General features: G+C 61.7%; 26 protein-coding genes. 10 read left to right on the plus strand and 16 right to left on the minus strand.

The genetic code is table 11. The annotated features are described in order from the left end of the window. Positions 1 to 101: 101 nt before the first annotated feature. Positions 102 to 647 carry a hypothetical protein gene (locus tag HB676_RS20180; RefSeq protein WP_213739786.1) on the minus strand — a complete coding sequence of 182 codons (546 nt, stop codon included), beginning with the start codon at positions 645 to 647 and terminating at the stop codon, positions 102 to 104. Positions 648 to 1,159: 512 nt separating this feature from the next. Between HB676_RS20180 and HB676_RS20185 the strand changes: the two genes are divergently transcribed. The 3 genes from HB676_RS20185 to HB676_RS20195 all read left to right on the plus strand — a co-directional run bounded on the left by HB676_RS20185 (position 1,160) and on the right by HB676_RS20195 (position 4,883). Next, positions 1,160 to 1,654 (plus strand): Rieske (2Fe-2S) protein, encoded by a 495-nt coding sequence (locus HB676_RS20185; protein ID WP_346347387.1) that lies wholly within the window; start codon positions 1,160 to 1,162, stop codon positions 1,652 to 1,654. Between the two features lie 38 nt (positions 1,655 to 1,692). Continuing rightward, on the plus strand, positions 1,693 to 3,465 hold the full coding sequence (locus HB676_RS20190) for a PQQ-dependent dehydrogenase, methanol/ethanol family (protein WP_249780356.1): 1,773 nt from the start codon (positions 1,693 to 1,695) through the stop codon (positions 3,463 to 3,465). Between the two features lie 77 nt (positions 3,466 to 3,542). Further along, positions 3,543 to 4,883: a cytochrome c gene (locus HB676_RS20195; RefSeq protein WP_213739788.1), complete on the plus strand. Its 1,341-nt coding sequence runs from the start codon at positions 3,543 to 3,545 to the stop codon at positions 4,881 to 4,883. 3 nt (positions 4,884 to 4,886) lie between these two features. On the opposite strand, the gene HB676_RS20200 is transcribed toward HB676_RS20195, so the two are convergent. From HB676_RS20200 to HB676_RS20230, 7 genes are all read right to left on the minus strand, one after another. Continuing rightward, the gene (locus tag HB676_RS20200) at positions 4,887 to 5,576 is read right to left on the minus strand and encodes a spermidine synthase (protein ID WP_213739790.1); all 690 of its coding nucleotides are present in this window, start codon (positions 5,574 to 5,576) and stop codon (positions 4,887 to 4,889) included. 250 nt (positions 5,577 to 5,826) lie between these two features. Further along, the gene (locus tag HB676_RS20205) at positions 5,827 to 6,045 is read right to left on the minus strand and encodes an alkylphosphonate utilization protein (RefSeq protein WP_213739792.1); all 219 of its coding nucleotides are present in this window, start codon (positions 6,043 to 6,045) and stop codon (positions 5,827 to 5,829) included. A gap of 12 nt (positions 6,046 to 6,057) precedes the next feature. Beyond that, on the minus strand, positions 6,058 to 6,330 hold the full coding sequence (locus HB676_RS20210; protein WP_213739794.1) for a hypothetical protein: 273 nt from the start codon (positions 6,328 to 6,330) through the stop codon (positions 6,058 to 6,060). A gap of 330 nt (positions 6,331 to 6,660) precedes the next feature. Continuing rightward, positions 6,661 to 8,571, minus strand: coding sequence for a propionyl-CoA synthetase (locus HB676_RS20215; protein WP_213739796.1), 1,911 nt, complete (start codon positions 8,569 to 8,571; stop codon positions 6,661 to 6,663). 398 nt (positions 8,572 to 8,969) lie between these two features. Further along, positions 8,970 to 10,328: a tetratricopeptide repeat protein gene (locus HB676_RS20220; protein WP_213739798.1), complete on the minus strand. Its 1,359-nt coding sequence runs from the start codon at positions 10,326 to 10,328 to the stop codon at positions 8,970 to 8,972. Between the two features lie 89 nt (positions 10,329 to 10,417). After that, complete coding sequence (locus HB676_RS20225; protein ID WP_213739800.1) at positions 10,418 to 11,173, minus strand: hypothetical protein; 756 nt, start codon at positions 11,171 to 11,173, stop codon at positions 10,418 to 10,420. A 154-nt stretch (positions 11,174 to 11,327) separates the two neighbouring features. Next, positions 11,328 to 12,131 carry a glucose 1-dehydrogenase gene (locus HB676_RS20230; RefSeq protein WP_213739802.1) on the minus strand — a complete coding sequence of 268 codons (804 nt, stop codon included), beginning with the start codon at positions 12,129 to 12,131 and terminating at the stop codon, positions 11,328 to 11,330. Between the two features lie 208 nt (positions 12,132 to 12,339). On the opposite strand from HB676_RS20230, the gene HB676_RS20235 reads away from it, so the two are divergent. Next, on the plus strand, positions 12,340 to 13,527 hold the full coding sequence (locus HB676_RS20235; protein WP_249780357.1) for a beta-propeller fold lactonase family protein: 1,188 nt from the start codon (positions 12,340 to 12,342) through the stop codon (positions 13,525 to 13,527). 178 nt (positions 13,528 to 13,705) lie between these two features. Here the strand turns inward: HB676_RS20235 and HB676_RS20240 are convergent, their stop codons facing one another. Further along, complete coding sequence (locus HB676_RS20240) at positions 13,706 to 14,194, minus strand: hypothetical protein (protein ID WP_213739804.1); 489 nt, start codon at positions 14,192 to 14,194, stop codon at positions 13,706 to 13,708. A gap of 191 nt (positions 14,195 to 14,385) precedes the next feature. Here HB676_RS20240 and HB676_RS20245 point away from each other — a divergent pair, with 191 nt between their 5' ends. Further along, a complete protein-coding gene (locus HB676_RS20245; protein WP_213739805.1) occupies positions 14,386 to 14,688 on the plus strand; it encodes a hypothetical protein in 303 nt (100 codons plus the stop codon). A gap of 180 nt (positions 14,689 to 14,868) precedes the next feature. On the opposite strand, the gene HB676_RS20250 is transcribed toward HB676_RS20245, so the two are convergent. The 3 genes from HB676_RS20250 to HB676_RS20260 all read right to left on the minus strand — a co-directional run bounded on the left by HB676_RS20250 (position 14,869) and on the right by HB676_RS20260 (position 17,870). Further along, on the minus strand, positions 14,869 to 16,068 hold the full coding sequence (locus HB676_RS20250; protein ID WP_213739807.1) for a hypothetical protein: 1,200 nt from the start codon (positions 16,066 to 16,068) through the stop codon (positions 14,869 to 14,871). 70 nt (positions 16,069 to 16,138) lie between these two features. Next, a complete protein-coding gene (locus HB676_RS20255) occupies positions 16,139 to 17,119 on the minus strand; it encodes a tripartite tricarboxylate transporter substrate binding protein (RefSeq protein ID WP_213739808.1) in 981 nt (326 codons plus the stop codon). A gap of 118 nt (positions 17,120 to 17,237) precedes the next feature. After that, positions 17,238 to 17,870: a CoA pyrophosphatase gene (locus HB676_RS20260; protein WP_213739809.1), complete on the minus strand. Its 633-nt coding sequence runs from the start codon at positions 17,868 to 17,870 to the stop codon at positions 17,238 to 17,240. Positions 17,871 to 17,948: 78 nt separating this feature from the next. Between HB676_RS20260 and HB676_RS20265 the strand changes: the two genes are divergently transcribed. From HB676_RS20265 to HB676_RS20285, 5 genes are all read left to right on the plus strand, one after another. Next, positions 17,949 to 18,371 (plus strand): PaaI family thioesterase, encoded by a 423-nt coding sequence (locus HB676_RS20265; RefSeq protein WP_213739810.1) that lies wholly within the window; start codon positions 17,949 to 17,951, stop codon positions 18,369 to 18,371. 145 nt (positions 18,372 to 18,516) lie between these two features. Continuing rightward, entirely contained in the window at positions 18,517 to 19,530 is a 1,014-nt protein-coding gene (locus tag HB676_RS20270) for an aldo/keto reductase (RefSeq protein ID WP_213739811.1), read from the plus strand. Positions 19,531 to 19,640: 110 nt separating this feature from the next. Beyond that, positions 19,641 to 19,820 (plus strand): hypothetical protein, encoded by a 180-nt coding sequence (locus HB676_RS20275; RefSeq protein ID WP_213739812.1) that lies wholly within the window; start codon positions 19,641 to 19,643, stop codon positions 19,818 to 19,820. Between the two features lie 40 nt (positions 19,821 to 19,860). Continuing rightward, positions 19,861 to 20,148, plus strand: a complete 288-nt coding sequence (locus HB676_RS20280) for a DUF1488 domain-containing protein (protein ID WP_213739813.1) — start codon at positions 19,861 to 19,863, stop codon at positions 20,146 to 20,148. Between the two features lie 177 nt (positions 20,149 to 20,325). Continuing rightward, positions 20,326 to 20,613 carry a hypothetical protein gene (locus HB676_RS20285; protein WP_213739814.1) on the plus strand — a complete coding sequence of 96 codons (288 nt, stop codon included), beginning with the start codon at positions 20,326 to 20,328 and terminating at the stop codon, positions 20,611 to 20,613. Positions 20,614 to 20,817: 204 nt separating this feature from the next. On the opposite strand, the gene HB676_RS20290 is transcribed toward HB676_RS20285, so the two are convergent. From HB676_RS20290 to HB676_RS20305, 4 genes are all read right to left on the minus strand, one after another. Continuing rightward, positions 20,818 to 22,482, minus strand: a complete 1,665-nt coding sequence (locus tag HB676_RS20290) for a tetratricopeptide repeat protein (RefSeq protein WP_213739815.1) — start codon at positions 22,480 to 22,482, stop codon at positions 20,818 to 20,820. 689 nt (positions 22,483 to 23,171) lie between these two features. Next, a complete protein-coding gene (locus tag HB676_RS20295; RefSeq protein WP_213739816.1) occupies positions 23,172 to 24,131 on the minus strand; it encodes an AraC family transcriptional regulator in 960 nt (319 codons plus the stop codon). Between the two features lie 394 nt (positions 24,132 to 24,525). Continuing rightward, a complete protein-coding gene (locus HB676_RS20300) occupies positions 24,526 to 25,302 on the minus strand; it encodes an SDR family oxidoreductase (RefSeq protein ID WP_213739817.1) in 777 nt (258 codons plus the stop codon). Between the two features lie 47 nt (positions 25,303 to 25,349). Then, positions 25,350 to 26,048 (minus strand): GntR family transcriptional regulator, encoded by a 699-nt coding sequence (locus HB676_RS20305; protein WP_213739818.1) that lies wholly within the window; start codon positions 26,046 to 26,048, stop codon positions 25,350 to 25,352. Positions 26,049 to 26,117: the final 69 nt, after the last annotated feature.

Consider the following 26,117-nt stretch of genomic DNA (forward strand, 5'->3'; position numbering starts at 1 on the left):
CTCAATCCAGAAAGGGAGTGCACTTGCGTAGCACTGCCAATAGATCCTGAGGTGTGCTTAATAAACGTCACGGAAGGTACATCGCAATCAGAAGATAGCCATCACGAATTGACCGCTTTATAGAGTAGGAACAGCGCAACGACTCCAGTTAGAGTCAGCATACCCGCCGCGGAAATAAACGACAGCGTACGGTTCAAAAGCTTTGTTTCCGCCGAGTAGAAGATCGAAACCGCCGTGCGGTCGATCGTTGAGCGCACCGGCACCAGAGCCTCCCCACCACCGCCCGAAAAAAGCATCATGAAACTAACAGCGATTGGCGCTTGATCAGGCATGGCGACCGATTTGATTTTGGCATTGCAAAAGGCGATAATGAAGTTTGTTCGCTCGCACTTTCCTTCCATGGCGCGCAAGTCATATGCTGGTTGCCATGTTCCGGCCAGCCGATGGTCGCGCAGGATGTTTGGAGCATAGTTCACAAACAGTCCGTAAAGCGCCGCTCCACAAGCAATCAGCACGATGAGCCAACGAACCGGGCTACCTGTCGCCCGGGCGGCCTCGGTGACGACCCGGCTCTGTGGGACAGCCATGTCGACATTAAGCGCTTGTGCAGCGGCCCCAACTCCAGATTGGCGCTTGCCGAACGTCATTGTGATCACTCCCGATACTCAGGTCGCCTGCTACCTAAGGATGAAGCCGATAAAACTTCGCTAAGAAGCATCGACGAATTATCCTGATTCAGACATCGTTAAGCGCTGCACATATGAAGTCCGTGATGTCTCCTTTGGGTCAAACTGAGACCTCGACCCGCCAGTGCGGCATGTCTGTTCTACCCCACAAGCAGACTTCGCTCCGCTACCCGGCCAGGTCCGTTCAGTGCCAACATCGGAAATCCACGCGACTTCTCTTCGCGGGCCGGGCGAAAATGCGATCCTGCTCCGCCGCTTGTGCGCTTGACGGGGTGCGCAATTGCAACGATCTTTTGCGCGGACGGTGCAACGCGCCGTCAAACAGCAACTCGGCCAGTTCACGTGCCGGGAGAAAGCGGGGAGGCGTGGCGGCTGCCAGCGATCGTGATCAGGCGTGCGAGTGCTCGTGCCGTTGCAACACGGACGATGGCGTAACGAGCCGCCGCGATGTGCTGCTGCTGGGATCAGCCTTCGTGGCTGCGACAGCTTTGCCGGCTGCGGCCGCCGAGCCGGCCGACGAGCGGCCTCAGGAAGGCGACTTTCTGGTTGGCACCGATGGCCCTCCGACCCCCCTCGGACCAAATGATATCTCGGCTCCGCAGGTGATCGCCTGGCCGATGGATCCAGTCACGAAAACAATCCGCGACGGATCGCGCCTCAACAAGGTGCTGCTGATCCGCCTCGATCCGGCCACGCTCGAACAGCCGACGCAGGGGCGCGCCGCCGATGGCGTTGTCGGATATTCGGCGATCTGCCCGCATGCGGGCTGCGAAGTTACCGGCTGGCAGGCGGATCAACTCATGCTCGAGTGTCCGTGTCACAATTCTCGCTACAATCCGCGCGAGGCGGCAGCGATCGTGGATGGACCGACCATGCGCGCACTGGCGTCGCTTCCGCTCAAAATTGTCGATGGCAAGCTTGTCGTCGCCAAGCCATTCATCGGGAGGCTCGGTGTCGTATCGTCCTGATCGATGAATCCCAAATAAAAAAAAGCAGGGAGGAGTTCATGTCTGGGTCGAAGAGGTGGCTGCACGGCATTTCAGCCGTTGCGGTGATAACGATTGCCGGTCTCGTGAGTGGATCGGCGCAGGAAATGATGGCATCGCCGCCGGCGGGTCCGGTGCCATTGCCGCAGGTGCTGCAGAACTATTCGCCGGTTACCGCGGATCGGTTGCGCAAGCCTGAAGATTCGAACTGGCTCTTGTTTCGGCGCACCTATGACGGATGGGGTTTTAGCCCGCTCGCCCAGATCACGCCGGAGAACGCCGGTCGTCTCCAGCTCGTGTGGAGTTTTGCCACCGGCCAGGTCGAGGGACACCAGGCGCCGCCCATCGTCAATAACGGCGTGATGTTCGTCGCGACACCCGGCAACCAGGTGATCGCCATCGAGGCAAAGACCGGAACGCTGCTGTGGCGCTACAAGCGCCCGCTGCCGGAAGATCTGGTGAACCTGCACCCGACCAGCCGTGGCGTCGGACTCTACGGCGACAAGGTCTACTTCGCATCGGCAGACACCACGCTGGTGGCGCTCGACGCCAAGACTGGCAAGGAAGCGTGGACCGCGAAGGTCGCTGACTACCGCAAGGGCTACTACACCTCGATCATGCCGCTCGTCGCCGACGGCAAGGTCATCATGGGAACGTCGGGCGGTGAACTCGGTATCCGCGGCTTCGTGGCCGCGTACGATGCCGAGACCGGCAAGGAAGCCTGGCGCACCTTCGCTGTGCCGGAGCCCGGTCAGCCCGGTAGCGAGACGTGGCCGAACGGCGATCAGTGGAAGACCGGGGGCGCATCGATCTGGGTGCCGGCAACCTACGATCCGGAGACCAATCTCTCGTATTGGGGCACCGGAAACGGCGGGCCGTGGATGGGCGACCAGCGCCCGGGCGACAATCTCTATACCTCGTCGGTGATCGCCCTCGACGGCAAGACAGGGTCGATCAAGGGACACTTCCAGTATCACCAGAATGATTCCTGGGACTGGGACGAGGTTTCGCCGCCGATCATCGTCGACTACAAGCACGGCGACAAGAGCGTGAAGGGCCTCGTCGACGTCGCCCGGGATGGTTACCTCTGGCAGCTCGAGCGCACGGATGGAAAGATCAACTTCATCACGGCGCAGAATTTCGTCAGCCACAACGTCTTCAAGGGCGTCGATCCACAGACCGGGCGGCCCATCGTCGATCCCGAACACAAGCCGACGACCGGCAAGACGACCTTGTTCTGCCCCGGCACGTGGGGCGGGAAGGATTGGCCGCCGGCAGCCTACAGCCCGAAGACGCGGCTGCTTTACATCCCGGCGAACGAAAACCTCTGCACCGAGTTGACGGCGGAAGTGCCGAAATACGTGGTCGGAGAACGCTACACCGGCGTCACCAACAACGTGCTGCGGATACGCGCCGGCGCGGACCACATCGGCGAAGTGCAGGCATGGGATCTCGACACCGGCAAGCGAGCCTGGACCACCAACCTGCCATCGGAGAACTGGGGGCCGATCCTCGCGACCGGTGGTGACGTGCTGTTCTCCGGCGGCACCACCGACCGCATGTTCCGCGCCTTCGACGCCAAGACCGGAAAGATCCTGTGGCAGTATCCCACGATCTCGGGGGTTAACGGCGTTCCCGTGTCGTTTGAGGTGGACGGCAAGCAGTACATTGCCGTGCAGACGGGTTGGGGCGTCGATGCCGCCCGCATGCAGGGCAGATTGAACCAGACCTTCCCGGGCAAGTATCCGGACGTGCCGCCCGGCGGCGCCGTCTATGTCTTCGCGGTGAACTGACCTGTAATCAACAACTGGCCGCGGGATGTGTCCCGCGGTCAGAATTTGACGATCTCCAGAATGATGATGGGACGCGTATGGCGAAAAAGCTGATAATTGCCGTTTCAGTGGTAGCGGTCCTTGCCATCGGCTTCGTTTCTTTTGCCATTCTCTGGCCGGCGAAAAGCACGTTGAGCACAACGGACGCCACTCCTGCCGCTTCGTTGGAACTGGCAGAATACGCGACGCGACTTTCGGATTGCGTTGCCTGCCACAGCGTTCCGAATGGAAAACCGTTCGCCGGTGGCCTTGCGATGGGGTCGCCCCTCGGCACGATCTATTCAACCAACATCACACCTGATCCAAAGACCGGCATCGGCACTTACGATTTGGTGGATTTTGACAATGCCGTTCGTCACGGCATCGCCAAGGACGGACATCGTCTCTATCCGGCAATGCCATACCCTTCCTACGCAAAGCTCTCCGATGACGAGATAAAGCTGCTCTACACGTATTTCAGCAAACACGTGGTCCCCGTTGAACAAGCCAACACGCCGTCGGATATTTCGTGGCCTCTGAATATGCGTTGGCCGCTTGCAATGTGGAATGTGGTTTTCGCCGACCCGAAGACCTATGCGCCGAAAACCGATCGCGACCAAAAATGGAATCGGGGCGCCTACATCGTTCAAGGGCCCGGACACTGTGGATCTTGTCATACGCCACGCGGCCTCGCCTTTCAGGAGGTCGCCCTGAATGAAGACAGCCCTCGCTTTCTATCGGGCGCGCTTTTGGACGGCTGGAAGGCGTCGAGCTTGCGTGGCGAAATGGACGTCGGCCTCGGCCGCTGGTCGGAAGCCGATATCGTCGCCTTCCTGAAGGACGGACATAACGACTTCGCCAGCGTCTACGGATCGATGACGGATGCGTACAACAACAGCACGCAATATTTCACCGACGACGATGTCGGCGCCGTCGCTCATTATCTGAAATCGCTTCCGCCAGCGAACGGCAATGCCGCCAATACCTACGTGTATGATCCGAAGACGACTGATTATCTGCATAGCGCGGAAAGAAAGTCCCCCGGCGCCATACAATATCTAAAAAATTGCGTCTGGTGCCATGGCTATGACGGCAGGGGCCAGGGTGGCCAAATGGCTGCCCTCGCCGGCAACCCCAACGTGATCGACAAAGACCCGGAGTCGATCATCAATATCATCCTGAATGGAGCCGGCCGGGTGGTTAAAGACGAAGCGCCCGACCCCTACAGGATGTCTTCGTTCCGTGTGCTAATGTCCGATGCTGACGTTGCTGCGCTAGCTTCCTTCATCAGATCGGCCTGGGGCAACAAAGGGCCGGCGGTGCTGGAGAAGGACGTATCCGAACTGCGGGACAAGACAAATATAACAAGCGATCGGGTCGTCATCTTGCGAATGCGCTAGCCGTTAGCGCGAGGCCGGCAGGGGCTTGATTGCGAACCAGATGACGTGGTGGGCGCCGCTGCGCTTGGTCGTTGCACGCAAGCGAACTTCATTGACCTCGAAATCCGCTGCAGCAAGGCGTTTCGAAAACGCGGCATTTGGCCCGGACGACCAGACCGCGAGGACACCACCCGGCCGCAGCGCGCGGCGGATCGATTGCAATCCCTTGCGGTCGTAGAGGGCGTCATTGGCCTTGCGGATCAATGCTTCCGGGCCGTTATCGACATCGAGCAGAATGGCGTCGAACGCCGATGGCGACGCTTTGATGATTTCGACCACATCGGCTTCACGGATGTCGGCGCGTGGATCGCTCAGGCAGTCGCCGAAGATTTCGGCCATTGGCCCGCGCGCCCACGCGATCACAGCGGGGACGAGTTCAGCGACAGTAATCCGTGCTTGCGCGTCCAGCACCGCGAGCGCGGCGCGCAAGGTAAAGCCCATGCCCAGTCCGCCGATCAACAGATGCGGGCGCTCGACGCCGTCGATCCTTCGACAGGCGAGCGTCGCGAGCGCCTCCTCCGATCCGCTGAGACGGCTGTTCATCAACTCGTTCTGACCGAGTTTCATCGAGAACTCGGCGCCCCTTCGCATCAAACGAAGTTCGACGTCGGCACCGGGCACTCGGGTCGTATCGATCTGCAACCACGGAATCATGCGATGCTTCTACGCTGTTTGAGACGGTCGCGCGCCCGGCAATCCGCCAAAAACAAGGCGTTTCTTGAAGCAGGACGACGAGTAAAGCGTTCCCGGGAGACACGAGGTTTCCCGAGGGTATTTTCGGTTGCGGGACGCGTATAATGCGTACGCAACCGGGATAGACCCTTGCATGACTGCACTCTTTGCGAAGATTCGATGGATGCCCGGATCAAATCCGGGCAGGACGGCTTGTGGATTGATCGGATCCTCACGCCTTCTTCAAAAACTCCGTCCGCAGTACCAGGCCCTTGACCTTGTCGGTGCGGCCTTCGATCTCACCCTCATTGTCGGTGAGGTGAATATGCCTGATCACGGTGCCGCGCTTGAGCACCGTGGACGAGCCTTTCAGCTTCAGATCCTTGATCAGCGTCACGCTGTCGCCCTCGGCGAGAAGCGCGCCGTTCGAGTCTCTGACCTTGATATCCATGCGGTGTAATCCCTACGGCCTGTTCGGATTGTTCAGCATATATTCGCCGAGGTCGCGCTGCCGCTTGTCGGCGCGGGCGGCGGCGTTGCCGCGCTGGGCGTCGCGGTCTTTGCGGCAGGCGACATATTGGGACGATCCGACGGCGACGTTGTTGGCGCGGCAGAAGGCGTCGTCGTCTTCGCCGAGAGTACCCGACGTGGGGGACTCGCCGCGACGCGCGCAGGCGGACAGCGCGAGAGCGAGGACGATCAGGGCTGTGGCGAGTTTCGCGGGTTTGGGCTGCATTCAATGTCCCGTCGGTCGAGTTCTTGCTGTCATTGCCGGGCTAAAGCGCGAAGCGCGACTTCACGCTAAATGACCCGGCAATCCATCGAAAACAAGGCGTTTCTTGAAGAGGATGGATGCCCGGGTCAAGCCCGGGCATGACGAATGGTTGAAACACTCCGTCAACGAGTTCGCTAACCTCTCCCGCTTGCGGGGGAGGTCGAAGCCGGAGGCTTCGGGTGGGGGAAATTCTATCAACCAGCACACCTGCGATACCCCCACCCCGGCCCTCCCCCGCACGCGGGAGAGGGAGCGCGCTCCCATCGTCGTTAGAAAGCTGCGTCGAGCATCTCACACCCGCCCTTTCAGCGCCTCGCCGATTTCGTCCAGCACTTTGGGGTCCTCGATGGTGGCGGGCATGGTCCAGGGGTCGCCGTCGGCGATCTTCTTGATGGTGCCGCGCAGGATCTTGCCGGAACGGGTTTTGGGCAGCCGGCCGACGGTGATCGCGAGCTTGAAGGCGGCGACCGGGCCGAGCTTCTCGCGCACCAGCGCCACGATATCCTTTTCGATCTCGGCGGGGCTGCGCGACACGCCCGCCTTCAGCACCAGGAAGCCGCAGGGCACCTCGCCCTTGATCGCGTCCTTGACGCCGAGCACCGCGCATTCGGCGACATCCGGATGCGACGCCAGAATCTCTTCCATGCCGCCGGTGGAGAGCCTGTGACCAGCGACATTGATGATGTCGTCGGTGCGGCCCATTACATAGACATAGCCGTCGGCGTCCTTGTAGCCGGCGTCGGAGGTTTTGTAGTAGCCGGGGAATTCGTCGAAATAGGCTTCCCTGCAGCGCTCGTCCTGCTCCCACAATGTCGGCAGACAGGCCGGCGGCATCGGCAGCTTGATGACGATCGAGCCCATCGTATCGGCGGGCAACGGTCTTGCCGCTTCATCGACGACATCGACCTGATAGCCCGGCATCGGCACCGTCGGCGAGCCGTGCTTGACCGGCAGCATGCCGAGCCCGACCGGATTGCCGGCGATGCACCAGCCGGTTTCGGTCTGCCACCAGTGATCGATCACCGGGACTTTCAACTGCTGCTCGGCCCATTCCACCGTCGGCGGATCGGCGCGCTCGCCGGCCAGAAACAGCGTGCGGAATGTCGACAGATCATATTGGCGGATGAATTTGCCGACCGGGTCCTCCTTGCGGATGGCGCGAAACGCCGTCGGCGCGGTGAAGTGCGCCACCGCCTTGTGTTGCGCGATCACCCGCCAGAGCGCGCCGGCATCGGGCGTACCGACCGGCTTGCCCTCATACATGATCGAGGTCGCGCCGTGAAACAGCGGCGCATAGACGATATAGCTGTGGCCGACCACCCAGCCGATATCGGAGCCGCACCACCACACCTCGCCGGGCTTGATGCCATAGAGATTGAACATCGACCATTTCAGCGCGACCAGATGCCCGCCATTGTCGCGCACCACGCCCTTCGGCTTTCCGGTTGTCCCTGACGTATAGAGGATATAGAGCGGATCGGTGGCGCTGACCGGCACGCAAGCCGCGGTCTTGCCGGCGGCGAGCGCGGCGCTGCGCAAGGTGACCCAGTCGTGATCGCGTCCCTTGATCAGGTCGCAGGTTTGCTGCGGTCGCTGCAGGATGATGCAGGCCTGCGGCTTGACGCTGGAAAGCCTGATCGCCTCGTCGAGCAGCGGCTTGTAGGCAACGATGCGGCCAGGCTCCAATCCACAACTCGCCGAAAGAATCAGTTTCGGCTTGGCGTCCTCGATCCGCGTCGCCAATTCCTTGGCCGCGAAGCCGCCGAACACCACCGAATGCACCGCGCCGATCCGCGCGCAGGCCAGCATCGCGACCACGGCTTCCGGCACCATCGGCATATAGAGGATGACGCGGTCGCCCTTGGCGACGCCGAAATCGGCCATCACGGCCGCCAGCGTCTGCACTTCGCGCAGCATCTGCGCATAGGTGAATGTGGTGACGCTATTGGTCAGCGGCGAATCGTGAATCAGCGCCGGTTGATCGGCGCGTCCACCCGCGACATGACGGTCGAGCGCGTTGTAACAAGTGTTGACCACCGCGCCGGCGAACCAGCGGCCGTACAGGCCGAGGCTCGGATCGAAGATCTTTTTCGCCGGCTCGATCCAGTCGATCTCCGCCGCCGCCTCGCCCCAAAATCCCAAGGGATCCCGCAGCGAGCGGGCGTGAACCTCGTGGTACCGGCTGTTGTCCTGGATGCTCATTGGCGTTGCTCCCGGGTGCCATTGTCACGGGAAGCGGCGGCAGTTCAAGGTGAAAACGATGCGACAACTGCGCTTACCTCTCCCGCGTGCGGGGGGAGGTCGCCACGCGGAGCGTGGCGGGTGGGGAATTCTATCCTCCCCTCGACCAGCGGGTTTTGCGGAGCATATGAAGAAAGAGATTGGGCCTGCAGTCTTTGTGCGGCCATCCTTCGAGACGGCCGCCTCCGGCGTCCCCTCAGGATGAGGACTTTCTGTGTGGCTAAATCTTGAACCCTCATGGTGAGGAGCCTCGTCTTCGAGGCGTCTCGAACCATGAGGCCCCAGGCGATTACCGCGGCGGAAAGTCATATGCGATAGCCCTCCCCGCAAGCGGGAGAGGGAGCGCACCCGACAAACTTCTACTGCCTCGCAATCGTGTTCAGCCGGTCCAGCCGCGCTTCCATCGCCTCGCGCAGATCATAGCCGCGGCGGCCGAACGAGGTGTTGCGCTTTTCGATGAAGTCGCGCTGCTGCTGGGTCAGCGCCAGGGCCGCGCGATGGCTGTCGGATTCCGCGCTCGCAATGACCCTCAAAAATACATCGTTGATATTGCGATCAAGCTGGGCAAGTCCGGGATCGGCGCAGATCGCCTTTTCCACCTGCCGCTTCGCGGTGGCGCAATTGAAGCTCGGCAGGTTCTTCTGATAGGACAGCGATCCCAGCCGCTCGGCTTCGACCGCGAGTTCCTTGTAATTGGCAGCCGCGGTGGCGTCGGAGGGATTGAGCCGGACGGCTTCCGCGTAATCCTGCATCGCGCGGCTGCGATCGCCCTTGCCGCGCCAGGCCGCACCGCGATTATTGTAGGCGCGCTGAAATTTCGAATCCAGTTTCAACGCCGCATCGTAATCCGCAATCGCGCGGTCGTAATCCTTCATGGCCTGATACGCATCGCCGCGGTTGGTCAGGAATGCCGCATCGGGGCGAAGCTTGATTGCCTGGTCATAATCGGCGATCGCACCGGCGTAGTCGCCGTTGCCGGCCAGATGCAGCCCACGATTGTCGAAGAATTCCGGTCGTGACGGATCGATACGGATTGCCGCGGTATCGTCCTGCAGCGCGCGATCTGTACGGCCAAGCTTGCGATAAGCAGAGCCGCGGTTGGTATAGGTCTGCGCCCGGTTCGGATCGAGGCGAACAGCCTCGTCGTAATCGGCGATCGCCTTCTGATATTCGCCCTTGAAATACCAGGCGGCGCCGCGATCCGAAAATGCCAGCGCGAAATCAGGCTTGAGGCGCAGCGCCTCGTTATAATCCTCGATGGCACGATCGTATTTTTTGGTGTTGTTGAAGACGTTGCCGCGGCTTTCATAGCCTTCGGCGGCGTCCGGATCGAGCTTGATGGCCTGGTTTAACGCGTCAAAGGCGCTCTGGGTCTGGCCGTTCTGGCGAAGGATTTCGCCGCGAACACGAAACGCACGCGCCAGATTGGGATCCCTGGCAACGACCGCATCGATTTCGGCCAGCGCCTTAGTCGTCTCGCCGCTGTTTTGCAGCGCGAGGGCACGCGTGACCATGGCTGCGAGCCGATCGGTATCCGTTGTGCCCGGATTGTCGATCAGCGCGGTGCAGCTCTCAATCAATTTTGCGGGCACGGCAACGCTCAGCGGCGCGCAAACGACCGGCGGCTCGGCCGCCGGTTCGGCGCCGGCTGCGATAGAGGAAAAGGCAATGGCGGCAAACACCGCGGTTGCGACAAATGGCGAGGCTAGAGATCGCATGGTCGGCTCTCGAAACAAGGGTGTGCGGCGCGGCAATAACGCGTCAGACGTTTGGTCGCCGCAGCCCTGCCCGAGGTTCGAAAGGAGAGTTAGTTCCGCTCGACCGCCAGCAGATGGTCGAGCCGCTCACGCATCGCCTTTTGCAGGTCGTAATCCGGCCGGCCGAACGCGGCGTTGCGGCGGGCGATGAAGTCATCCTGTTCGTGCTGCATGGCGCGGCCGGCGCGCGGGCTGGCGCTGGTGGCCTGGCGGACCACCTTGGTATTCACTGCGTTGATCTCGCGATCGACATTGGCCAGTTCGGGATTGCCGCAGATCGCCTTGTCGACCGGCTTCCTGGCATTGGCGCAATTGAAACTCGGCTTGTTGTTGACCGCGATCATCGCGCCGAGCCGTTCCACCTCCAGCGCCAGCGCTTTGTAATTGGCTTTGGCGGCGACCTGACTGGAATCGAGTTTGATGGCAGCCGAGAAATCGGCCAGCGCGCGGGGCCGGTCGCCCTTCTTGCGCCTGAGTTCTCCGCGCGCGTTGAGAATGTCGGCCATCGCCGGATCGAGCCGCAGCGCGGTATCGTAGTCGCCGATCGCGCGGTCGATCTGGTCTTTGCGATCGTAGACTCCGGCGCGCGCGATCAACGCCTTGATGCGATCGGCCTTCACGGTCTTTTCGCTGTCGATCAGCGGGCTACAAATGGCGACGATCTGGTCGTCGTCATTGGCGGTCACAGCGGCGACGCAGGGCGCGGGATCGACCTTCTGATCGGCGGTTTCGCTGGCCGCGGCGAAGGCGGCATGGGGCAGCACAACCACAAGAGAGACGCCAATTAGCAAATTTCGGATCAGCATCGAATTCCTAACAATCGTCACTTCACTTGTGCGACCTCATGCGGATGGACCTCATCCTGAGGAGCGCGCCCTTCGCGCGCGTCTCGAAGGATGAGTAGCGTGGGACCTCATGGTTCGAGACGGCGCAAGGGCGCCTCCTCACCATGAGGACATCTTAACTCACCTTCAGCGTGATCCCGCCATCGACCACCAATTCGATACCGGTGACGTATTTCGACTCGTCCGACGCCAGGAACAGCGCCGCGTTGGCGACGTCCCAGGCATCGCCCATATGCCCCATCGGCACCTGCGCATCGCGCGCGCGCCACATCGCCTCGACATCGCCATTGGCATAGCTCGCGACCAGCCCGGCGGAGTGTTCGACCATCGGCGTTTTCATCAGGCCGGGCAGAATCGCGTTCACCCGGACTTTCTGCGCGGCGAATTCGACCGCTGTGGTGCGCGTCATCTGATTCATCGCGGCCTTGGTCGTTCCATACGTCACGTAGGAGATGCCAAGATGCCGGATCGAGGCGATCGACGAAATATTGATGATCGAGCCGCCGCCCTGCCGCACCATCACGGGGATGACATGCTTCATGGCGAGAAAGGCGCTTTTGAGATTGACCGCGAAGACGCGGTCCCAATCCGCTTCCGGGACATCGACCACGCTGCCGGTCTCGGCAATGCCGACATTGTTGTCGAGCACGTCGATACGGCCATAGGCCTTGATACACGCCGCCACCATCGTTTCGACATCGCCAGCGCGGGAAACATCCGCCGTAAACGCGGTCGCCTTGCCGCCCTCGCCGGTAATGATGCCGGCGGTCTCGGAGGCTGCCGTGGCGTTGCGATCGACGCAAAACACCTGCGCCCCCTCGCGCGCAAAGGTCACGGCGGTTGCCTTGCCATTGCCCCAGCCCGGCCCGATCGAGCCCGCTCCCACCACCAACGCCGTCTTGCCCTTGAGCCGTTGCATCGACCTCTCTCTGAGTTGGTGGAATTGGAGTTGGCGCGAAATTGGCCGGAGGAAGCCCCGCGGTCAACCCATTCGGGGTTGCGGCCAATCGACCGGATGTGACGGCCGGCGTCTGCAGCGCTTCGCTCTGGCAACCAGCAGATTCCCCGCGTATCCTGATACGGCAAACCGGCCCGACAGAGGCCGGTCTATCCGGGAGAACGCTGTAATGACTGCCACACGTAATTTTGGAATATCCTTGAGGCTATCGCTGGGAGCGGCCATCCTGCTCGGCAGCACCGGTCTCGGTCTCGTCCATGCCGCGCCCTTCATGATCGTCGGCATCGACGAGAAGGTGACATGGGACGACGAAGGCAAGACGATTCTCGCCGCACCCGGCAAGGATTCGGTTTTGATCGTCGATCTCGCCAATCCCGAAAACCCCAAGATCGTCGCGACGCTGCCACTGGCCAATTCGGTCGTCGGCCCTCCGGTCAATGTCGATATCGACCCCACAGGTTCGGTCGCGCTGGTGGCGGATTCGGTCGACGTCGTCAAAGACGGTGACGCGCTCAAGCAAGTGCCTGATAACAAGATCTTCGTGATCGATCTCAAGGCCAACCCGCCCAAGCTGGCCGCGACCGTCACTGGCGGCAAGCAGCCGTCAGGGCTGAACTTCAGTCCGTCCGGCAAGATGGCGCTGGTCGCCAACCGCGGCGACAACTCGGTCAGCGTGCTCTCGGTCAATGGCACCGACGTCAAGGTCACCGACACCATCAGCTTTCCCGACAGCGTCGCGCATGTGATGTTCACGCCTGACGGCAAGCACGCGCTGGCCGTGCGATTTCCCGCGCATAAAGTATCGGTGCTCGATATCGACGGCGGCAAGGTGACCTACAACAAGGTCGATCTGGCGACGGGACAATGGCCCTACAATGTCGTGGTGACGCCGAACAGCAGAATCGCGCTGACCTCCGACAATGGCAACTCCGGCGCTTCCGACGGCAGCGTCGATACGACCAGCGTGATCGACCTCGAAGCCAATCCGCCCCGGATCATCGACCGGGTGGTGGTCGGCGACGGTCCCGAGGGGCTCGCGATGTCGCCAAAGGGCGATCTGGCGGTAGCTGCGATCCTGCGCGGCTCCAATGCCAGCAAGAAAGCATATTTCTACAACAAGAACGGCAGCCTCGCGATCCTGAAGATCGACGGCAAGAAAGTGACCAAGACCCAGGACATCGAAGTCGGCGGATTGCCGGAAGCGGTGTTGTTCACGCCCGACGGCAAATACATTCTGGCCGGCAATTACGTGGACCAGGATTTCTCGATCCTGAGAGTCAACGGCACCAAGGTCACCGACACCGGCAAGCGCTTCAAGGTGCCGGGACATCCGGCTTCCGCGCGCGTGAGTCATTAGACTTGATGGAATGGAATTGAATTGATCTGCAGCGACACCGACGGTGAACTCCCTCCCCCCTTGTGGGGGAGGGTTGGGGAGAGGGGTGCAGTCTATCGATAGACCTGAACCCCTCACCCGGATCACATCTGCGATGTGATCCGACCTCTCCCACAAGGGGAGAGGTGAAGAAAAGGAATCATTGAAACGTCATGTCCAGGCATTTCGAAATGTCGGAGCCGAGACCTGAACTGATGGTGATGCAGCCGCGGACTTTTTGCGCTGAATTGTCGCTGGCCCAGATCGCGTAGCCGCCGGGGCCGAAAAACGAATTGGTGTTCGGCGGTTCGGTTTCGGTCGCGTCGAACGAATAGTTGGAATCGGTCTCGAAGATGCGCGGCTTCTTGGTACAGCCGCCGTCGGTCTGGACGTTGATCACTTCCTTATTGTCCCGCGTCAACGCCAGGCTGACCGAGCAGCGGAAATATTCCGACGTCTTGACGTTGAAGAGATAGGCATAGGATTTACAGGTCGCGGTGTTGAGCTTGCCGGCGGAAAGGCCGCGGCTGCAGGCAATTCTCTGGTTATTGCTGAGCTTGAAATCATCGGCCCTGGCCACCGGCGCCAGCGTCACAACCATCAGCGCACCGCCTAAACAAATTTTCATAAACTGGTTCATTCGAATCATCCCCCCACTTCCGGCGAACCCGGTTCTGGCAGGGAAGATAGTCGCGAAGTCGAAAGCAGGAAATCACAAAGTCTCAAAAGGTGCGTCAAACACGCCACTCGCATCATATTGACGGAACGACGATGTTCGTGATTTGTTCAAAACGGGACAGGCCGAGATTTTTTCGAAGGCCGAATGCGGGAGGATGCGGGATGACGCGATTTTCGAGAACAATTTTGATAGCCGCGGCGCTGACGACGCTGACAGGGCCGGCGTTCGCCCAGGCCCCAGCGCCCACGCCCTGGGAGCTGTCGCCGGACATGGGCTACGGCTACGACAAGGATGGCAAGACCTTCTCCTACAAGATGGGGACCAGCAACGCGGGTGCGCTGCTGAAGGGCGCGAAGAAGGTGCCCAAGGGTACGCTGTTTTTCATAGGGCATAATGGCCAGCTCTATATGCGGACCGGACCGTACCTTGAAGGCGACGGCAAGTTCATGTTCGGGACGAATTGAGGAGATCTTCGTCCCTTCTCCCCTTGTGGGAGAAGGTGCCCTCGCGAAGCGAGGGCGGATGAGGGGTCTGCGTCCGCGGAAAGAACCCCTCACCCGTCCGCGCTGCTTCGCATCGCGTCCACCCTCTCCCACAAGGGGAGAGGGAAAGAAAGCCACGACACTGCGTAACCGCGTAACTCCTCAAAACACCGAAGCCATTTCCTTGGCGCCGGGCTGATTGCTGTTGCTGTCCATCCGGCTGTCGGTGATGGCGAGCAGTTTCGCCACCGTGTTGTGGCGGATCGCCACTGGATTGCGCTCATAGCCGCCGCGCTGGAAGAAATTCGCGGTCGGGACCTGCTCGCGCATCGCCTGCGGCATCGTCACCATGTCCAGACCAGTGCCGTCGCCGGTGAGATTCATCATCTCCAGTTCGGCCGCGCTCAGCGGGCGGGTATAGCCCTTGGTGCGCGCGAAAATCACCGAGGTCAGGAGCTTGTGGGTCTGCAGCAGCGGGCCGACATCGATGTCGAGCACCATGGCGTGGATCGCCCAGCCCTGCGGGCTATCGCCAATTTTCTCGTGCTGTCCCCACTCGTCCGGCACCGAGCGCGCCACCGCCAGCATCCGCTTGAACACCGCGATCTTGGTATCCATCGCCTTGCGCGCCGGGCCCGACAATTGCGCGGCCTTGGCGGTCAGCGCGGCCAGGATTTCGTGGCCCTGCTCGGCAACCAGTTCGACGCTGTTGGTGGTGAGCAACTGGTTGTAACCCATCGCGGTGGAGATGGCGCGGGTGCCGCCATGCTCGATGCCCGCCTGCACATCGTAATTGCCGGTGCCGCCGGTTTCGAAGGAATAGACCCGCACCGCCTGCTCGCGGGTGAGGCCCGCCGCTGACGCGACGCGGGCATAGGCGCGCTTGAATTCGATCTCGCTGGCCGGCCGCTGCGGCACGAACTGGAAAACATCCGAAGCGGCCTTCAGGAGATCAGCCACCACAGGAATGGCCTTGCGCGGGCGCGGCGCCTTTTCATCCGGCTCCGGCGGCGACGGATCCACCGGCCGCTTCGGCCCGTTATAAAGCGGCGCCTGGGTCAGGACATAATCATCGAGCGTGATCGGCTGATGGTCGCGCCGCTTGGCGTTGCGGCCGCGGCGTTTTTCGGAAATCGAACTCCAATAGGCGCCGGCTTCCTCGTCGAACGCCGCACGTGCTTCCTGATATTCGGCAAGCCGGCGGCGATATTCCGCGATCGCCTGGGGCGACGCGGCCTGCGCCATCGCCTCGGCGGTCGCCGCCGGAAGCGCGCCCGCATCCACCGCGGCCGCGGGCGGCGCGATTACGAGCAGCGCGAGCGAAAAATATAAGGGGCCGGAGCGAATCACCTGAGAGCGCATGGGATCGTTCTAACAAGGGCGGAGCGCACACGTCAGCCCTGAAACGGCGCTTATCGCCGCAGCAATGGCCCTACTCCTGCTCGACGCCGCTGGCTTTCACGAGTTCCGCCCATTTCCTTTCATCCTTGTCGATGAAATCGGCATATTCCTCCGGCGTTCCCGGCGTGATCTCGGTGCCGTCGAGCCCGAGTTGCTTCTTCACCTCGTCGGAGGCGAGCGCGGCCTGCAGCTCCTTGTTGAGCCTCTCGATCACCGGACGCGGCGTGCCGGCCGGCGCCACCAGTCCGTAATAGAGCGAGGCATCGAACCCGGGTACGCCGGCTTCGGACATGGTCGGCACCTCCGGCAGCAGACTGCTGCGGGTCGAACTCGTCACCGCCAGCGCGCGCAACAATCCAGCCGAGACGTTGGCGTGGGCGGCGGGAATCGGCGCGAACGCCATCGGAATGTGTCCGCCCAACAAATCGGTCAGCGCCGGACCGGTGCCCTTATAGGGAATATGCTGCAACTTGATGCCGGCGGCGCGAGCGAAATATTCGCCGGTGATATGGCTGACCGTACCGGCGCCGGCAGAGCCGAAATTGACCTTGCCGGGATGCTCCTTCGCAAACGCGACCAATTCGGCGATGGTGGCGACCGGAAACGACGGATGCACCACCAGCGAATTGGGCGCATTGCCGATCATGCCGATCGGCGCAAAATCCCTGCGCGGATCATAGCCGACATTCTTGTAGAGCGACGGTCCGATCGCCAGCGTGCCGGTATAGCCGAGCAGAATGGTGTAGCCGTCGGGATCGCTCTTGGCCACGAGTTTGGTGCCGAAGGTGCCGCCGGCGCCGGCGCGGTTATCGACGATGATGCCTTGGCCGAGCAACCGGCTCATCTTGTCGGCGATCACGCGTCCGACAATCGAGGTGCTGCCACCCGGCGCAAACGGAATCACCAGCGTGATGGGCCTGTCCGGATAGGATTGCGCCTGCGCGCTGGCGAGGCCACAGCAGGCACCGAGCGCCGGGATGAGCGTGCAGAGCAAGATTTTCCAGCGGCGCATCGGAAAACTCCCATCCTGTTATTCTTGTTTTTATTGGGCCGCATCGTCGTCGAAAGCCAAGGGATCTGCAACCCGGCATCCGCAACCCGGCTTTTCCGGGAGCGGCGAGAGCAAGCGGTTATTTCCAGGCGAAAACCGGCTGTTCCAGATCGGCCACGCGGGTATCGCGGCCCGCAAGGACTTCGCGGAACTGGTACACCATCGCCGCGGTCGGCGCGTGGATGAACTGACTTTCATAGCGAAAGCGGATCACGCGCCCCGCGCTTTCGGGAATCGCGACGAAATCGAAAACATCATCCTGCTCGATATCGCGCAGCGGAATTCGATGCACCGAGGCGACCTCGGCCGGGTTGGGCAATATCGCGGTGCTCACATGCGCCCACAACACGACGGGGGTGATGAGATATCCCGACCGGGTCGGATAATCATCGAGCAATCCCAGCACATCGCCGGGGCCGAGCGCGAGGCCAAGCTCCTCGTGAAGCTCGCGCAGCGCGGCCTCTATCGGCGTCTCGCCTTCATCGCAGCGGCCACCCGGCAGCGCCCATTGCCCGCGATGGGCGCGCAGACTTGAGGCGCGCAAGGTCAACAACAATGCCGTGCCGCTTTGCGCGCCATCGGCTTCAACCAGCACGATCGCGACGGCGGCGCGTTTCAGCGCAGGCGCCGGTTCGCTGGCGGGGAGCCGTGCAAATCCCGCACAGAGCCCTGCAATATTACGCCGGGTGGTATCGTCGAATGGCCGGTTCATCCTGCTTGACTACAACACGTCAGCGATTGATGAAATAACCAGAGAGCTGAATTCATCGCTGCACTGGATTGACCTGACATGACCGACACAGCCGAGACACTCAAGGCCTCCGGCTGGAGCCTCGTTGAAACTTCAGGGTTCCTCTATCTGGTCGGGCCGCTGTGGGAGCGCCTCGTCAACGGCGAGCATGAATACGCGCTTATCACAGAGGATAAGCATCATAACCGCCGCGGCCGGGTGCAGGGCGGCCTGTTGATGACGTTCGCGGACCGCTCCTGCGGCATGACCGCGCGCTATGTCTCGGGCCGGCCCACGATGGCAACGGTCCAGATGGACGTGCATTTTGTCGACAGCGGCAAAATCGGCGAGACCCTGATATCAAAGCCGCGCGTGGTGCGCGTGACCCGCACCCTGGTCTTCATCACGACGGAAATAACCGCCAATGAGCGCTGTATCGTGACGGCCAGCGGCGTGTTTAAGATATTGAAGGATGGAACGTAGCATTGGTCGTCATGACGAAGAGCGAGCGATAAAAACATCCGTCATTCCGGGGCGCACGAAGTGCGAACCCGGAATCTCGAGATTCCGGGTCTGGTCCTTCGGACCATCCCGGAATGACAGCAAGATAAAAAAGGAAACCGACCCGATGGAATATCGTCAACTCGGCCGCAGCGGCCTGAAAATCTCGCCGATCTGTCTGGGCACCATGATGTTCGGCGGCCCCGCCGACGAGGCCACGTCGGGGCGGATCATCGCCAAGGCGCGCGAGGCCGGCGTCAATTTCATCGATACCGCGGACGCCTATTCAACCGGCAATTCGGAGCAGGTGGTCGGCCGCGCGATTTCCAACAGCCGGCAAAACTGGGTGCTCGCGACCAAGCTCGCCAATCAGATGGGTGACGATCCCAACCGCGGCGGCTTGTCGCGCCGCTGGGTGTTGCAGGCCGCGGACGAGAGCCTCAAGCGGCTCGGCACCGATTACATCGACATCTATTACCTGCACAAGGAAGACCATTCGACGCCGCTCGACGAGACCGTGCGCGCGATGAGCGACCTGATCCGACAAGGCAAGGTGCGCTATTTCGGCCTTTCGAATTATCGCGCCTGGCGCGTCGCCGAGATCTGCAACATCTGCGACCGGCTCGGCATCGACCGGCCGATCGTCAGCCAGCCTTATTACAATGCGATGAACCGCATGCCCGAAGTGGAGCATTTTCCGGCCTGCGGCTATTACGGCCTCGGCGTCGTCGCCTACAGCCCGCTGGCGCGCGGCGTGCTGACCGGCAAATATCGCCCCGACGCCGTCCCCGACAAGGACACCCGCGCAGGACGCAACGATACGCGGATCATGCAGACCGAGTGGCGGCCGGAATCGCTGCAACTGGCGCAGGAGATCAAGCAGCACGCCGAGTCCAAAGGCATCACCGCCGGACAGTTCGCGGTGTCCTGGGTGCTGAACTCGTCGTTCGTCAGCGCGGTGATCGCAGGCCCGCGCACCGAAGAACAATGGGACGATTACGTCCGCGCGCTCGACTATCGCTTCACCGCCGAAGATGAAGCCCTGATCGACCGCCTCGTCGTCTCGGGCCACCCCTCGACGCCGGGCTACAACGATCCGCAATATCCGATCGAAGGACGCCGGGCACGAACGGCGGGCTGATCCAAGCGGACTAATCAAAGATAACCATGGCTATTCGGCCATAAAAGGCGCACTGCGAGGAGCCGCCGCGTTTCGCAGGCCTGCGAACGGCTGCCCTCAAAGGAACCTCCATGCAGAACCTCTCTCCGCGCCATGTCAAAACCGAGGAATCGCTGCGTCTCGGCGTGGAGTCCGGCTGGTACAGCACCAAAGTGAGCGGCACATTCGTCACCGGCCCTCACGCCACGCAGGAAGATTGCCTGTCGAAAATCGCCGAGCTCAATCCGCCGGTGGCCCGGAAGAAGTTCTAAGAGCCGCACCAACAGCCTGCTCAATTCAGGGAGACCCGCCATGGCGCTCACCCCAGGTGCTTTCGGAGACTACGACTACAACCGGATGGTCGTGCGCTTCACGATGAAGAATGACGGGGCTGACGTGACCTGCGCCATCTCCACCGACGCGATGGACCAGCTTGAGGGCTCGTCGCGCACGCCGCCGGAACAGCGCGAGCAGCAATTCATGCGGCTGCGCGACCGCATCGAAGCCCGCGCCTCGTTGAAATTCAGCGATGTCGAGCTCGAGGGCAATCCCCCCGGCGTGATCCTGCGCGCGATCGACTTTCGTCCGCCGCGGAAATAACCGGACATAAGCACCGCAGACATTTTGCCGCCTTGGGCGGGCAAGTCCTGCCGGGTCGGTATTGACAGCGCTTGAAGCTGATTGATTTCACACGGAAATTTTCTGGCCCGGGGTTTGCAATTTGCACGCGGGGGTTTGCTTTGTGTGCCGATTGCGTAGAAGCCACAGGAGTGAATCATGTCACATCATCACATATTGCCGCCGATCACCTACACGCCGGAGCCGCGGCCGAAGAAGATCGAAACCCGAAAGCGCCGCATTGGTGTCGGTGGCGCCGAGATGTTCGACGAGATGGACGAGACCGGCGGGACGCAGGCGTTCGGACCTGCGCTGCCCACCGGCGGCAAGCCTCCGCTGCCGAACTTCATCCCGATCGAAAGCTCCGACCAAAAGCCGCAGCATCCGCGCGGACGGCTCAGCGAAAGCACGCTGAAGCTGATGCTGCAGGCGCAGGAATTGGAGTGAGAGCTAACGGATGGGGTCCGCAGGTCGGCGTCGTCCCACGCCTATGGCTGCCTCCATCCTTCGAGACGCATCGCTTTGCGATGCTGCTCAGGATGAGGTCCGAGCCAGGATCAGGTTTCCAAACCCTCATGGTGAGGAGCCGCAAAGCGGCGTCTCGAACCATGAAGGCCACGGTAGTAGCCGCGAGGATTAACGACGCGCGCCTTAGCAGGCGCCCACCCCCGCCAGCTTTCGCAGCATCGCGTCAAAGACCAGCTTGATCCGCTGGACGGCCGGGGTCTTGTAGGGAAAGTCCTCGTTCTTGGCGTGGACCAGCATCGAGGCATTGACCTCGAACACGACGAGTTTGCCCGAACGATCCAACCCGCAATCGATGCCGAAATATTCCAGGCCGATGCGTTGCTGGATGGCCCGCAACGCCACGTAATTGGCGGGCGCGAACACCGAGGCAGGGTCGTTCAAAAATGCCTCTTCTTCCTGCTGCATCCAGGGCTGATTGGCCATGTCGGTGCTGACGTGATGCACTTTCCAGTCGTTTCCGATCGCAAGATGATACGGCAGAACCTGACCGTCCACGAAAATGAAACGGTATTTTCGGAAATGGCCGTCGTCGGAGCGATAGTCGATATACTCGATCAGATAGTGATCGTGATCGGGGCGCTGTTTCAGAAAAGCCGAGAGCGCGGCGGGATCCTCGATCTTTTCAAAATCGTCGCCGCCATGCGTCCCGACCGGCCGCGCCAGCACGGATGATGAAAACGGAATCGCGGCCTGCAGCGCGGCGACGGACGTATCCGCACCAGCCGGATGGCGCAGGGCTTTCGGGATGTTGCAACCGGGTATTCCCTGCAGCAGGACAGCAACTTCGTCACGTGTCGTGCGCTGAATCCGGCGTGGATGATTGACGGTCGGCAGATCGAGCCGGTCGGCGAGACCGGCCGCCATCGGCAACAGGGTGTCGGCCTGGTCGGCGTCGGAGATCAGATTGACGACCACCTGCACGTTTTGCCGGAACAATTGCGCGTCATAGTCGCGCGACGCGAACAGCGCGAGCGTATCGGTGTCGTGGACGGCGTCCTTGAAGATATATTCGGTCGGCGTGTTGCCCCCGAACGGCGCGTACAGCGCCAGCACCCGAAACTCCGCCGGGGATTTCGCCGCCGGGCGTTTGATGAGGGGCTGGATCTCTGCCGCCGCTGCGTAGGCGGCATGCGCGCCTTCAGCGTCACCCATGCGCTGCCGGATGCCGCCCATCCAGTTGATGCTGTCGGCGTCGCGCGGATCAAGCGCGACGGCCTCCTGAAAATGTTTGATCGCGGCCTCAAATTCGTTCAGCTCAAAGCAGACCTTGCCCAACTGCTGGCGAAGCTGGCCGTCTTGCGGGCGTTCGCCGATCAACTCCAGCAACAACGCCCTGGCGATGATGTATTGCTGGGTGGCCATCAACGCGTGAACCAGATTGGTGCGCGCCGGCCAATGGCCCGCATTCAGCTTGAGTGCCTGAAGATAGAGCGTGATCGCGTCCTGCGGCCGTCCGGTCTTGAGGTGCACATTGCCGAAATTGCACCAGCAATCGGTCAGATGCGGCGCCAGCCGCAACGCGGCCTTGTAATTTTCACCGGCCGATTCGAGATCGCCTCGGATCATCCAGGCATTGCCGAGTTTTGCATGAAGCTCTGAAACGATTTCGACGGCCACCGCATCCGGCGCTTCGTTGCCGACCGAAGCCAGACCAAGCTGAAATGCCGATATCGCTTCTCCGGTTTCGCCGGCGTTGTAATGGTCGACCCCGATACGCAGTTGGCGCTGGGCGAGCGGACCTTCGGCATTGACGTCCGGGAAATGCGTGGCGAACGCGGTCGATGGCATTATTTCTGCTCTTTTTTGAGGGAAAAGCAGCTTCGACCATGTCTTATTCATGGTAAACAAAACCTTACCAGGACCTGCGATCCGGGTACGGCGGGCTTGGGAATTTGTTTCCCGATCTTTCAACTGAATCGGCGCGCGCCGCGATGTGCAGAATCAAAGAAAATCGAACGCGTCTTCATCGGAGAACGCATCAAGGCCGGGAAACCGGTCAGAAATATTTTGACGGGCTGAGAGTTTTGAAACTTGCTGAACGCGCGGCTCAGCATTTACTTGCCAGGCCTGCTACTTGCTAAACAAGCTACTTGCGAGCCTGCTATTTGCGAGGCCTGCCGCGCTTGGCAAACACCAGTCCCCGCTCGTCGGCGGTACATCGAAGTGAGCTTGCCAGTTTGAGAGCTTCGTTGCGTTCCGGACCGGGGGCCATCTGGCGCGCCTGTTCGAGAGCGTCCGCCGCAGCGACGTCCCAGTCGAATCGATCAGAAGAGCGTTGAGTTTCCTTGCTCATCGCACCGCGGAGCTCCTGCTGCCTACGCGTTGATCACAAGTTTGATTCTCATATTAAGAGTGGCGTGATTCGCTGTCAACGCCGCCCGGGAGCCGTATAAATACGATCGCCGCGGGACTCGGGCCTCAAAAGACCGGTGCACGCGGGGGTGAACCCGCCGCCGGCAGGCGTTGCGTGCAGCGCGTCATTTCGTGCCCAGCGCGGCCTCGCGTATTTCCGAGGGCGTCGCGCTATAGCGGCGGCGAAAGCTGCGGTTGAAATGGGAGACATCGCCAAACCCGACATCATAGGCAATCGTACTGACGTCCCGTTGCCCGAACAGCGGATTGGTCAGCATGCGATGCGCGCGCGCCAGTCGCTCGGCGAGCACGAAATCGGTGAACGTCGTGCCGGCTTCCGCGAACAACTGGCGCACGTAGCTTTCCGATATCTGCTGGCTTTGGGCGATCTCGGCGATGGTGAAGCGAAGCGGACCGATCCGCTCGAGGATGCCGCGCCTGATCGCCGCCAGCCTTGCGGCGCGCTGGCCCTGCCGGTGCTGGCCGGGGTTGCGGCCGCCCAGCAGCAACGCAGCCAGATCATGCATATGACCGGCGACCAGGCCGCGCAATTCCGTCATCGCCAGCTCGCCCTGCTGATTGAGCAAGGTGGCGTAACCCACCAGCAGCTCCAGCATACGGTCGTCCTTCGGAACAGGCCGCGCCACCAGATCGTCGAGATTGGCGACATGCGGTTCCAGAGAATCCCGGCTTAACCGCAGATTGATAACCCGGGTCGGGGTATGTCCGGAAAACGTCGCGACAGAGCCATTTGCCGTCAGCACCGCCTCGCCCGCATGAACCGTGGCGGTCCGACCGTGCTGACTGACCTCGCCGGTGCCGTCCTGCATCACCACCAGCACCAGATCGTCATTGTCGATCAGGGCCGAGGTATGCCGGTTGCGCATCGGCGACAGCGATCCCGTCGCCATCGCAAAGCCCGGCAGCGCGCGCAGCGTCAAATCGATCTCGAGCTCGCGGCCGCCGAGCGGATCGATTTCGATGCCGAGAATCTTGCGTCCAAAAGTTTCGCGAAACGCTTCTTCGCCGGTGCTGCCCCGGAGCGACCCGTTTGTGACACGCAGTGTCTTTATTTCATCGTCCACCCAAGCCTCCGCCCCGGCGCCGATGCCGGCATGGCCAGGTCAAGCAGCCTGACCGCGCGCGGGCCATTCGCTCACCAACTATGGCGAATCCGTCCGGTGCCGGCATCTGTCGTGGTGCGGCCGGAGAACCCGCGATCGAACTTAGCCATCAGCGAGAGGCCGCTGACAAGCCGCCATTCCGCACCGCTGCTCAGCGCTGCCAGATCGTGCGAGGGTGTCGCCCCGTTGACCACAGGGCTGGCGACCGGGGTCGGCCCTATGAAGCCCGCCGGCTGTCTCGTTTCAATCGGATGTTCCGGCGCAAATACGGGGGCACCCGACCGATCTGCGCCACGCTGCCGGAGCTACAAGGCCGCCGTCTTGACGGTGACAACGCTATATCGCGACGTTGTTTCTACCCAAGCATCTGCGTATCGCCGCAGATCGAAATCGCCTGACCGGAAATTGTCTTGCCGCGCGGGCTGCACATGAACAGGATCTGATCGGCGAGCTGGTCCGGCGTGACGTAATCCTTGATCGAGGTATAGGAGAATGCGGTGCGCTCCATCTCGGCGAAGGAGATGCCGCGCTGCTGCGCCTTGGCTTCCAGCACCCGGCGCTGCCGGTCGCCCGCGACAAGGCCGGGCAGGATCGCATTGACCCGGATATTGTCCGGCCCGAGTTCGATCGACAGCGATTTGGTGAAGCCGATGACGCCCCATTTCGCAGCCGCATAGGGCGTGCGCATCGCAAAGCCGAGCCGGCCGGCCGCCGAAGAGAGATTGACGATCGAGGCATTCTTGCTGTTGCGCAAATGCGGCACCGCCAGCCGTGTGCAGTTGAATTGCCCGGTCAGGCAGATCTCCAGGCAGCGGTCCCAGTCTTCGGGATTCATCTCCTCGACTTTGGACGTCGGCCCGGCAATGCCGGCATTGTTGACGAGCACGTCCAAGCCACCGAGTTTTTTCGTCGCATCGTCGAACATCTTCTGCACGGCGGCGCGATCCGAAACGTCGCATTTCGATTGCGTAATGGCGGGATCGCTTGAAGCCAGCGCAGACAGCGCCGTTTCATCGACATCGCAGGTGTGAACCTTGGCGCCTTCACGCGCAAACGCCCGCGCGATGGCGAGCCCGATGCCGTTGGCGCCGGCCGTCACCAGCACGCGCAAGCCCTTGAGTTCGAGATCCATGATCGCTCCAAGTGTTTGAAGAGTGTTTGTTGAAGAGTGTTTGTTGTTCAGCCGGCCAGACCGCCGCGCGAAAGAATGACCTGCGCCGCGCCGCTGATGTCGGCGGCGACACCAGCCCGCGCCGCGGCGGCGTCACCGGCGGCGATGGCCCTGCGAACATCGGCATGAAACCGGATCGCGTCGCCTTTCCCGAGCCGTTCAGGATTGGCCAGCAGATCGAGATTGATCACCGGCCCGGCCTTGAGCCACAGCGCGCGGATAATCTCGACCAGAATGGTTGAATGCGCGGCGTCATATACCGCGAAATGAAATGTCTTGTTGAGTTCGACGGCGCGCGGCAGGTCCGGGACCGGCTGCAGGCTCTCCGCCCGCATCGCGTCTTCGGCCTGCGCAATCGAACCGAGATCGCCGGCCTCACGATTCAGCGCGGCCTCCGCGGCCGCGTGGCCCTCGATCGCAATCCGCACTTTTGTCAGGTCGCGGAATTGCGCCGCCGACATCAGCGGCACGCGCACGGCGCGGTTCGGCGTCACTTCCAGTGCTCTGTCTGCGACCAGCCGCGACACGGCCTCGCGCACCGGCATAATGGAGACGCCAAGCACGTCCGCCGCCGACCGCAGCGACAACTTCTCACCCGGCGCGAGCCGGCCTGAGATCAACAGGTCCGCCAGTTGGGCGTAGGCGCGCTCCCCCAGCGTCTGGCGGTCGAGCGGCTCCACGAGATTGAGGGCGGCAGGCAGATTCAACGGGCCTTCTCCCAAGGCTGGAGACAGATGCGAGACAAGACTCGACAATCCCCCGGTCTTTTGCCACTC

Source organism: Bradyrhizobium sp. dw_411, from assembly GCF_018449695.1.
Taxonomy (GTDB): domain Bacteria; phylum Pseudomonadota; class Alphaproteobacteria; order Rhizobiales; family Xanthobacteraceae; genus Bradyrhizobium.

Excerpts from the sequence above, each read along its gene's own strand:
- HB676_RS20250 (WP_213739807.1), bottom strand. The coding sequence starts at position 16,068 with ATGCGCTCTCAGGTGATTCGCTCCGGCCCCTTATATTTTTCGCTCGCG.
- HB676_RS20235 (WP_249780357.1), top strand. The coding sequence starts at position 12,340 with ATGACTGCCACACGTAATTTTGGAATATCCTTGAGGCTATCGCTGGGA.
- HB676_RS20300 (WP_213739817.1), bottom strand. The coding sequence starts at position 25,302 with ATGGATCTCGAACTCAAGGGCTTGCGCGTGCTGGTGACGGCCGGCGCC.
- HB676_RS20260 (WP_213739809.1), bottom strand. The coding sequence starts at position 17,870 with ATGAACCGGCCATTCGACGATACCACCCGGCGTAATATTGCAGGGCTC.
- HB676_RS20285 (WP_213739814.1), top strand. The coding sequence starts at position 20,326 with ATGTCACATCATCACATATTGCCGCCGATCACCTACACGCCGGAGCCG.
- HB676_RS20180 (WP_213739786.1), bottom strand. The coding sequence starts at position 647 with ATGACGTTCGGCAAGCGCCAATCTGGAGTTGGGGCCGCTGCACAAGCG.
- HB676_RS20205 (WP_213739792.1), bottom strand. The coding sequence starts at position 6,045 with ATGGATATCAAGGTCAGAGACTCGAACGGCGCGCTTCTCGCCGAGGGC.
- HB676_RS20255 (WP_213739808.1), bottom strand. The coding sequence starts at position 17,119 with ATGCGCCGCTGGAAAATCTTGCTCTGCACGCTCATCCCGGCGCTCGGT.
- HB676_RS20280 (WP_213739813.1), top strand. The coding sequence starts at position 19,861 with ATGGCGCTCACCCCAGGTGCTTTCGGAGACTACGACTACAACCGGATG.
- HB676_RS20265 (WP_213739810.1), top strand. The coding sequence starts at position 17,949 with ATGACCGACACAGCCGAGACACTCAAGGCCTCCGGCTGGAGCCTCGTT.
- HB676_RS20225 (WP_213739800.1), bottom strand. The coding sequence starts at position 11,173 with ATGCTGATCCGAAATTTGCTAATTGGCGTCTCTCTTGTGGTTGTGCTG.
- HB676_RS20200 (WP_213739790.1), bottom strand. The coding sequence starts at position 5,576 with ATGATTCCGTGGTTGCAGATCGATACGACCCGAGTGCCCGGTGCCGAC.
- HB676_RS20215 (WP_213739796.1), bottom strand. The coding sequence starts at position 8,571 with ATGAGCATCCAGGACAACAGCCGGTACCACGAGGTTCACGCCCGCTCG.
- HB676_RS20240 (WP_213739804.1), bottom strand. The coding sequence starts at position 14,194 with ATGATTCGAATGAACCAGTTTATGAAAATTTGTTTAGGCGGTGCGCTG.
- HB676_RS20270 (WP_213739811.1), top strand. The coding sequence starts at position 18,517 with ATGGAATATCGTCAACTCGGCCGCAGCGGCCTGAAAATCTCGCCGATC.
- HB676_RS20190 (WP_249780356.1), top strand. The coding sequence starts at position 1,693 with ATGTCTGGGTCGAAGAGGTGGCTGCACGGCATTTCAGCCGTTGCGGTG.
- HB676_RS20230 (WP_213739802.1), bottom strand. The coding sequence starts at position 12,131 with ATGCAACGGCTCAAGGGCAAGACGGCGTTGGTGGTGGGAGCGGGCTCG.
- HB676_RS20195 (WP_213739788.1), top strand. The coding sequence starts at position 3,543 with ATGGCGAAAAAGCTGATAATTGCCGTTTCAGTGGTAGCGGTCCTTGCC.
- HB676_RS20220 (WP_213739798.1), bottom strand. The coding sequence starts at position 10,328 with ATGCGATCTCTAGCCTCGCCATTTGTCGCAACCGCGGTGTTTGCCGCC.
- HB676_RS20210 (WP_213739794.1), bottom strand. The coding sequence starts at position 6,330 with ATGCAGCCCAAACCCGCGAAACTCGCCACAGCCCTGATCGTCCTCGCT.
- HB676_RS20275 (WP_213739812.1), top strand. The coding sequence starts at position 19,641 with ATGCAGAACCTCTCTCCGCGCCATGTCAAAACCGAGGAATCGCTGCGT.
- HB676_RS20245 (WP_213739805.1), top strand. The coding sequence starts at position 14,386 with ATGACGCGATTTTCGAGAACAATTTTGATAGCCGCGGCGCTGACGACG.
- HB676_RS20290 (WP_213739815.1), bottom strand. The coding sequence starts at position 22,482 with ATGCCATCGACCGCGTTCGCCACGCATTTCCCGGACGTCAATGCCGAA.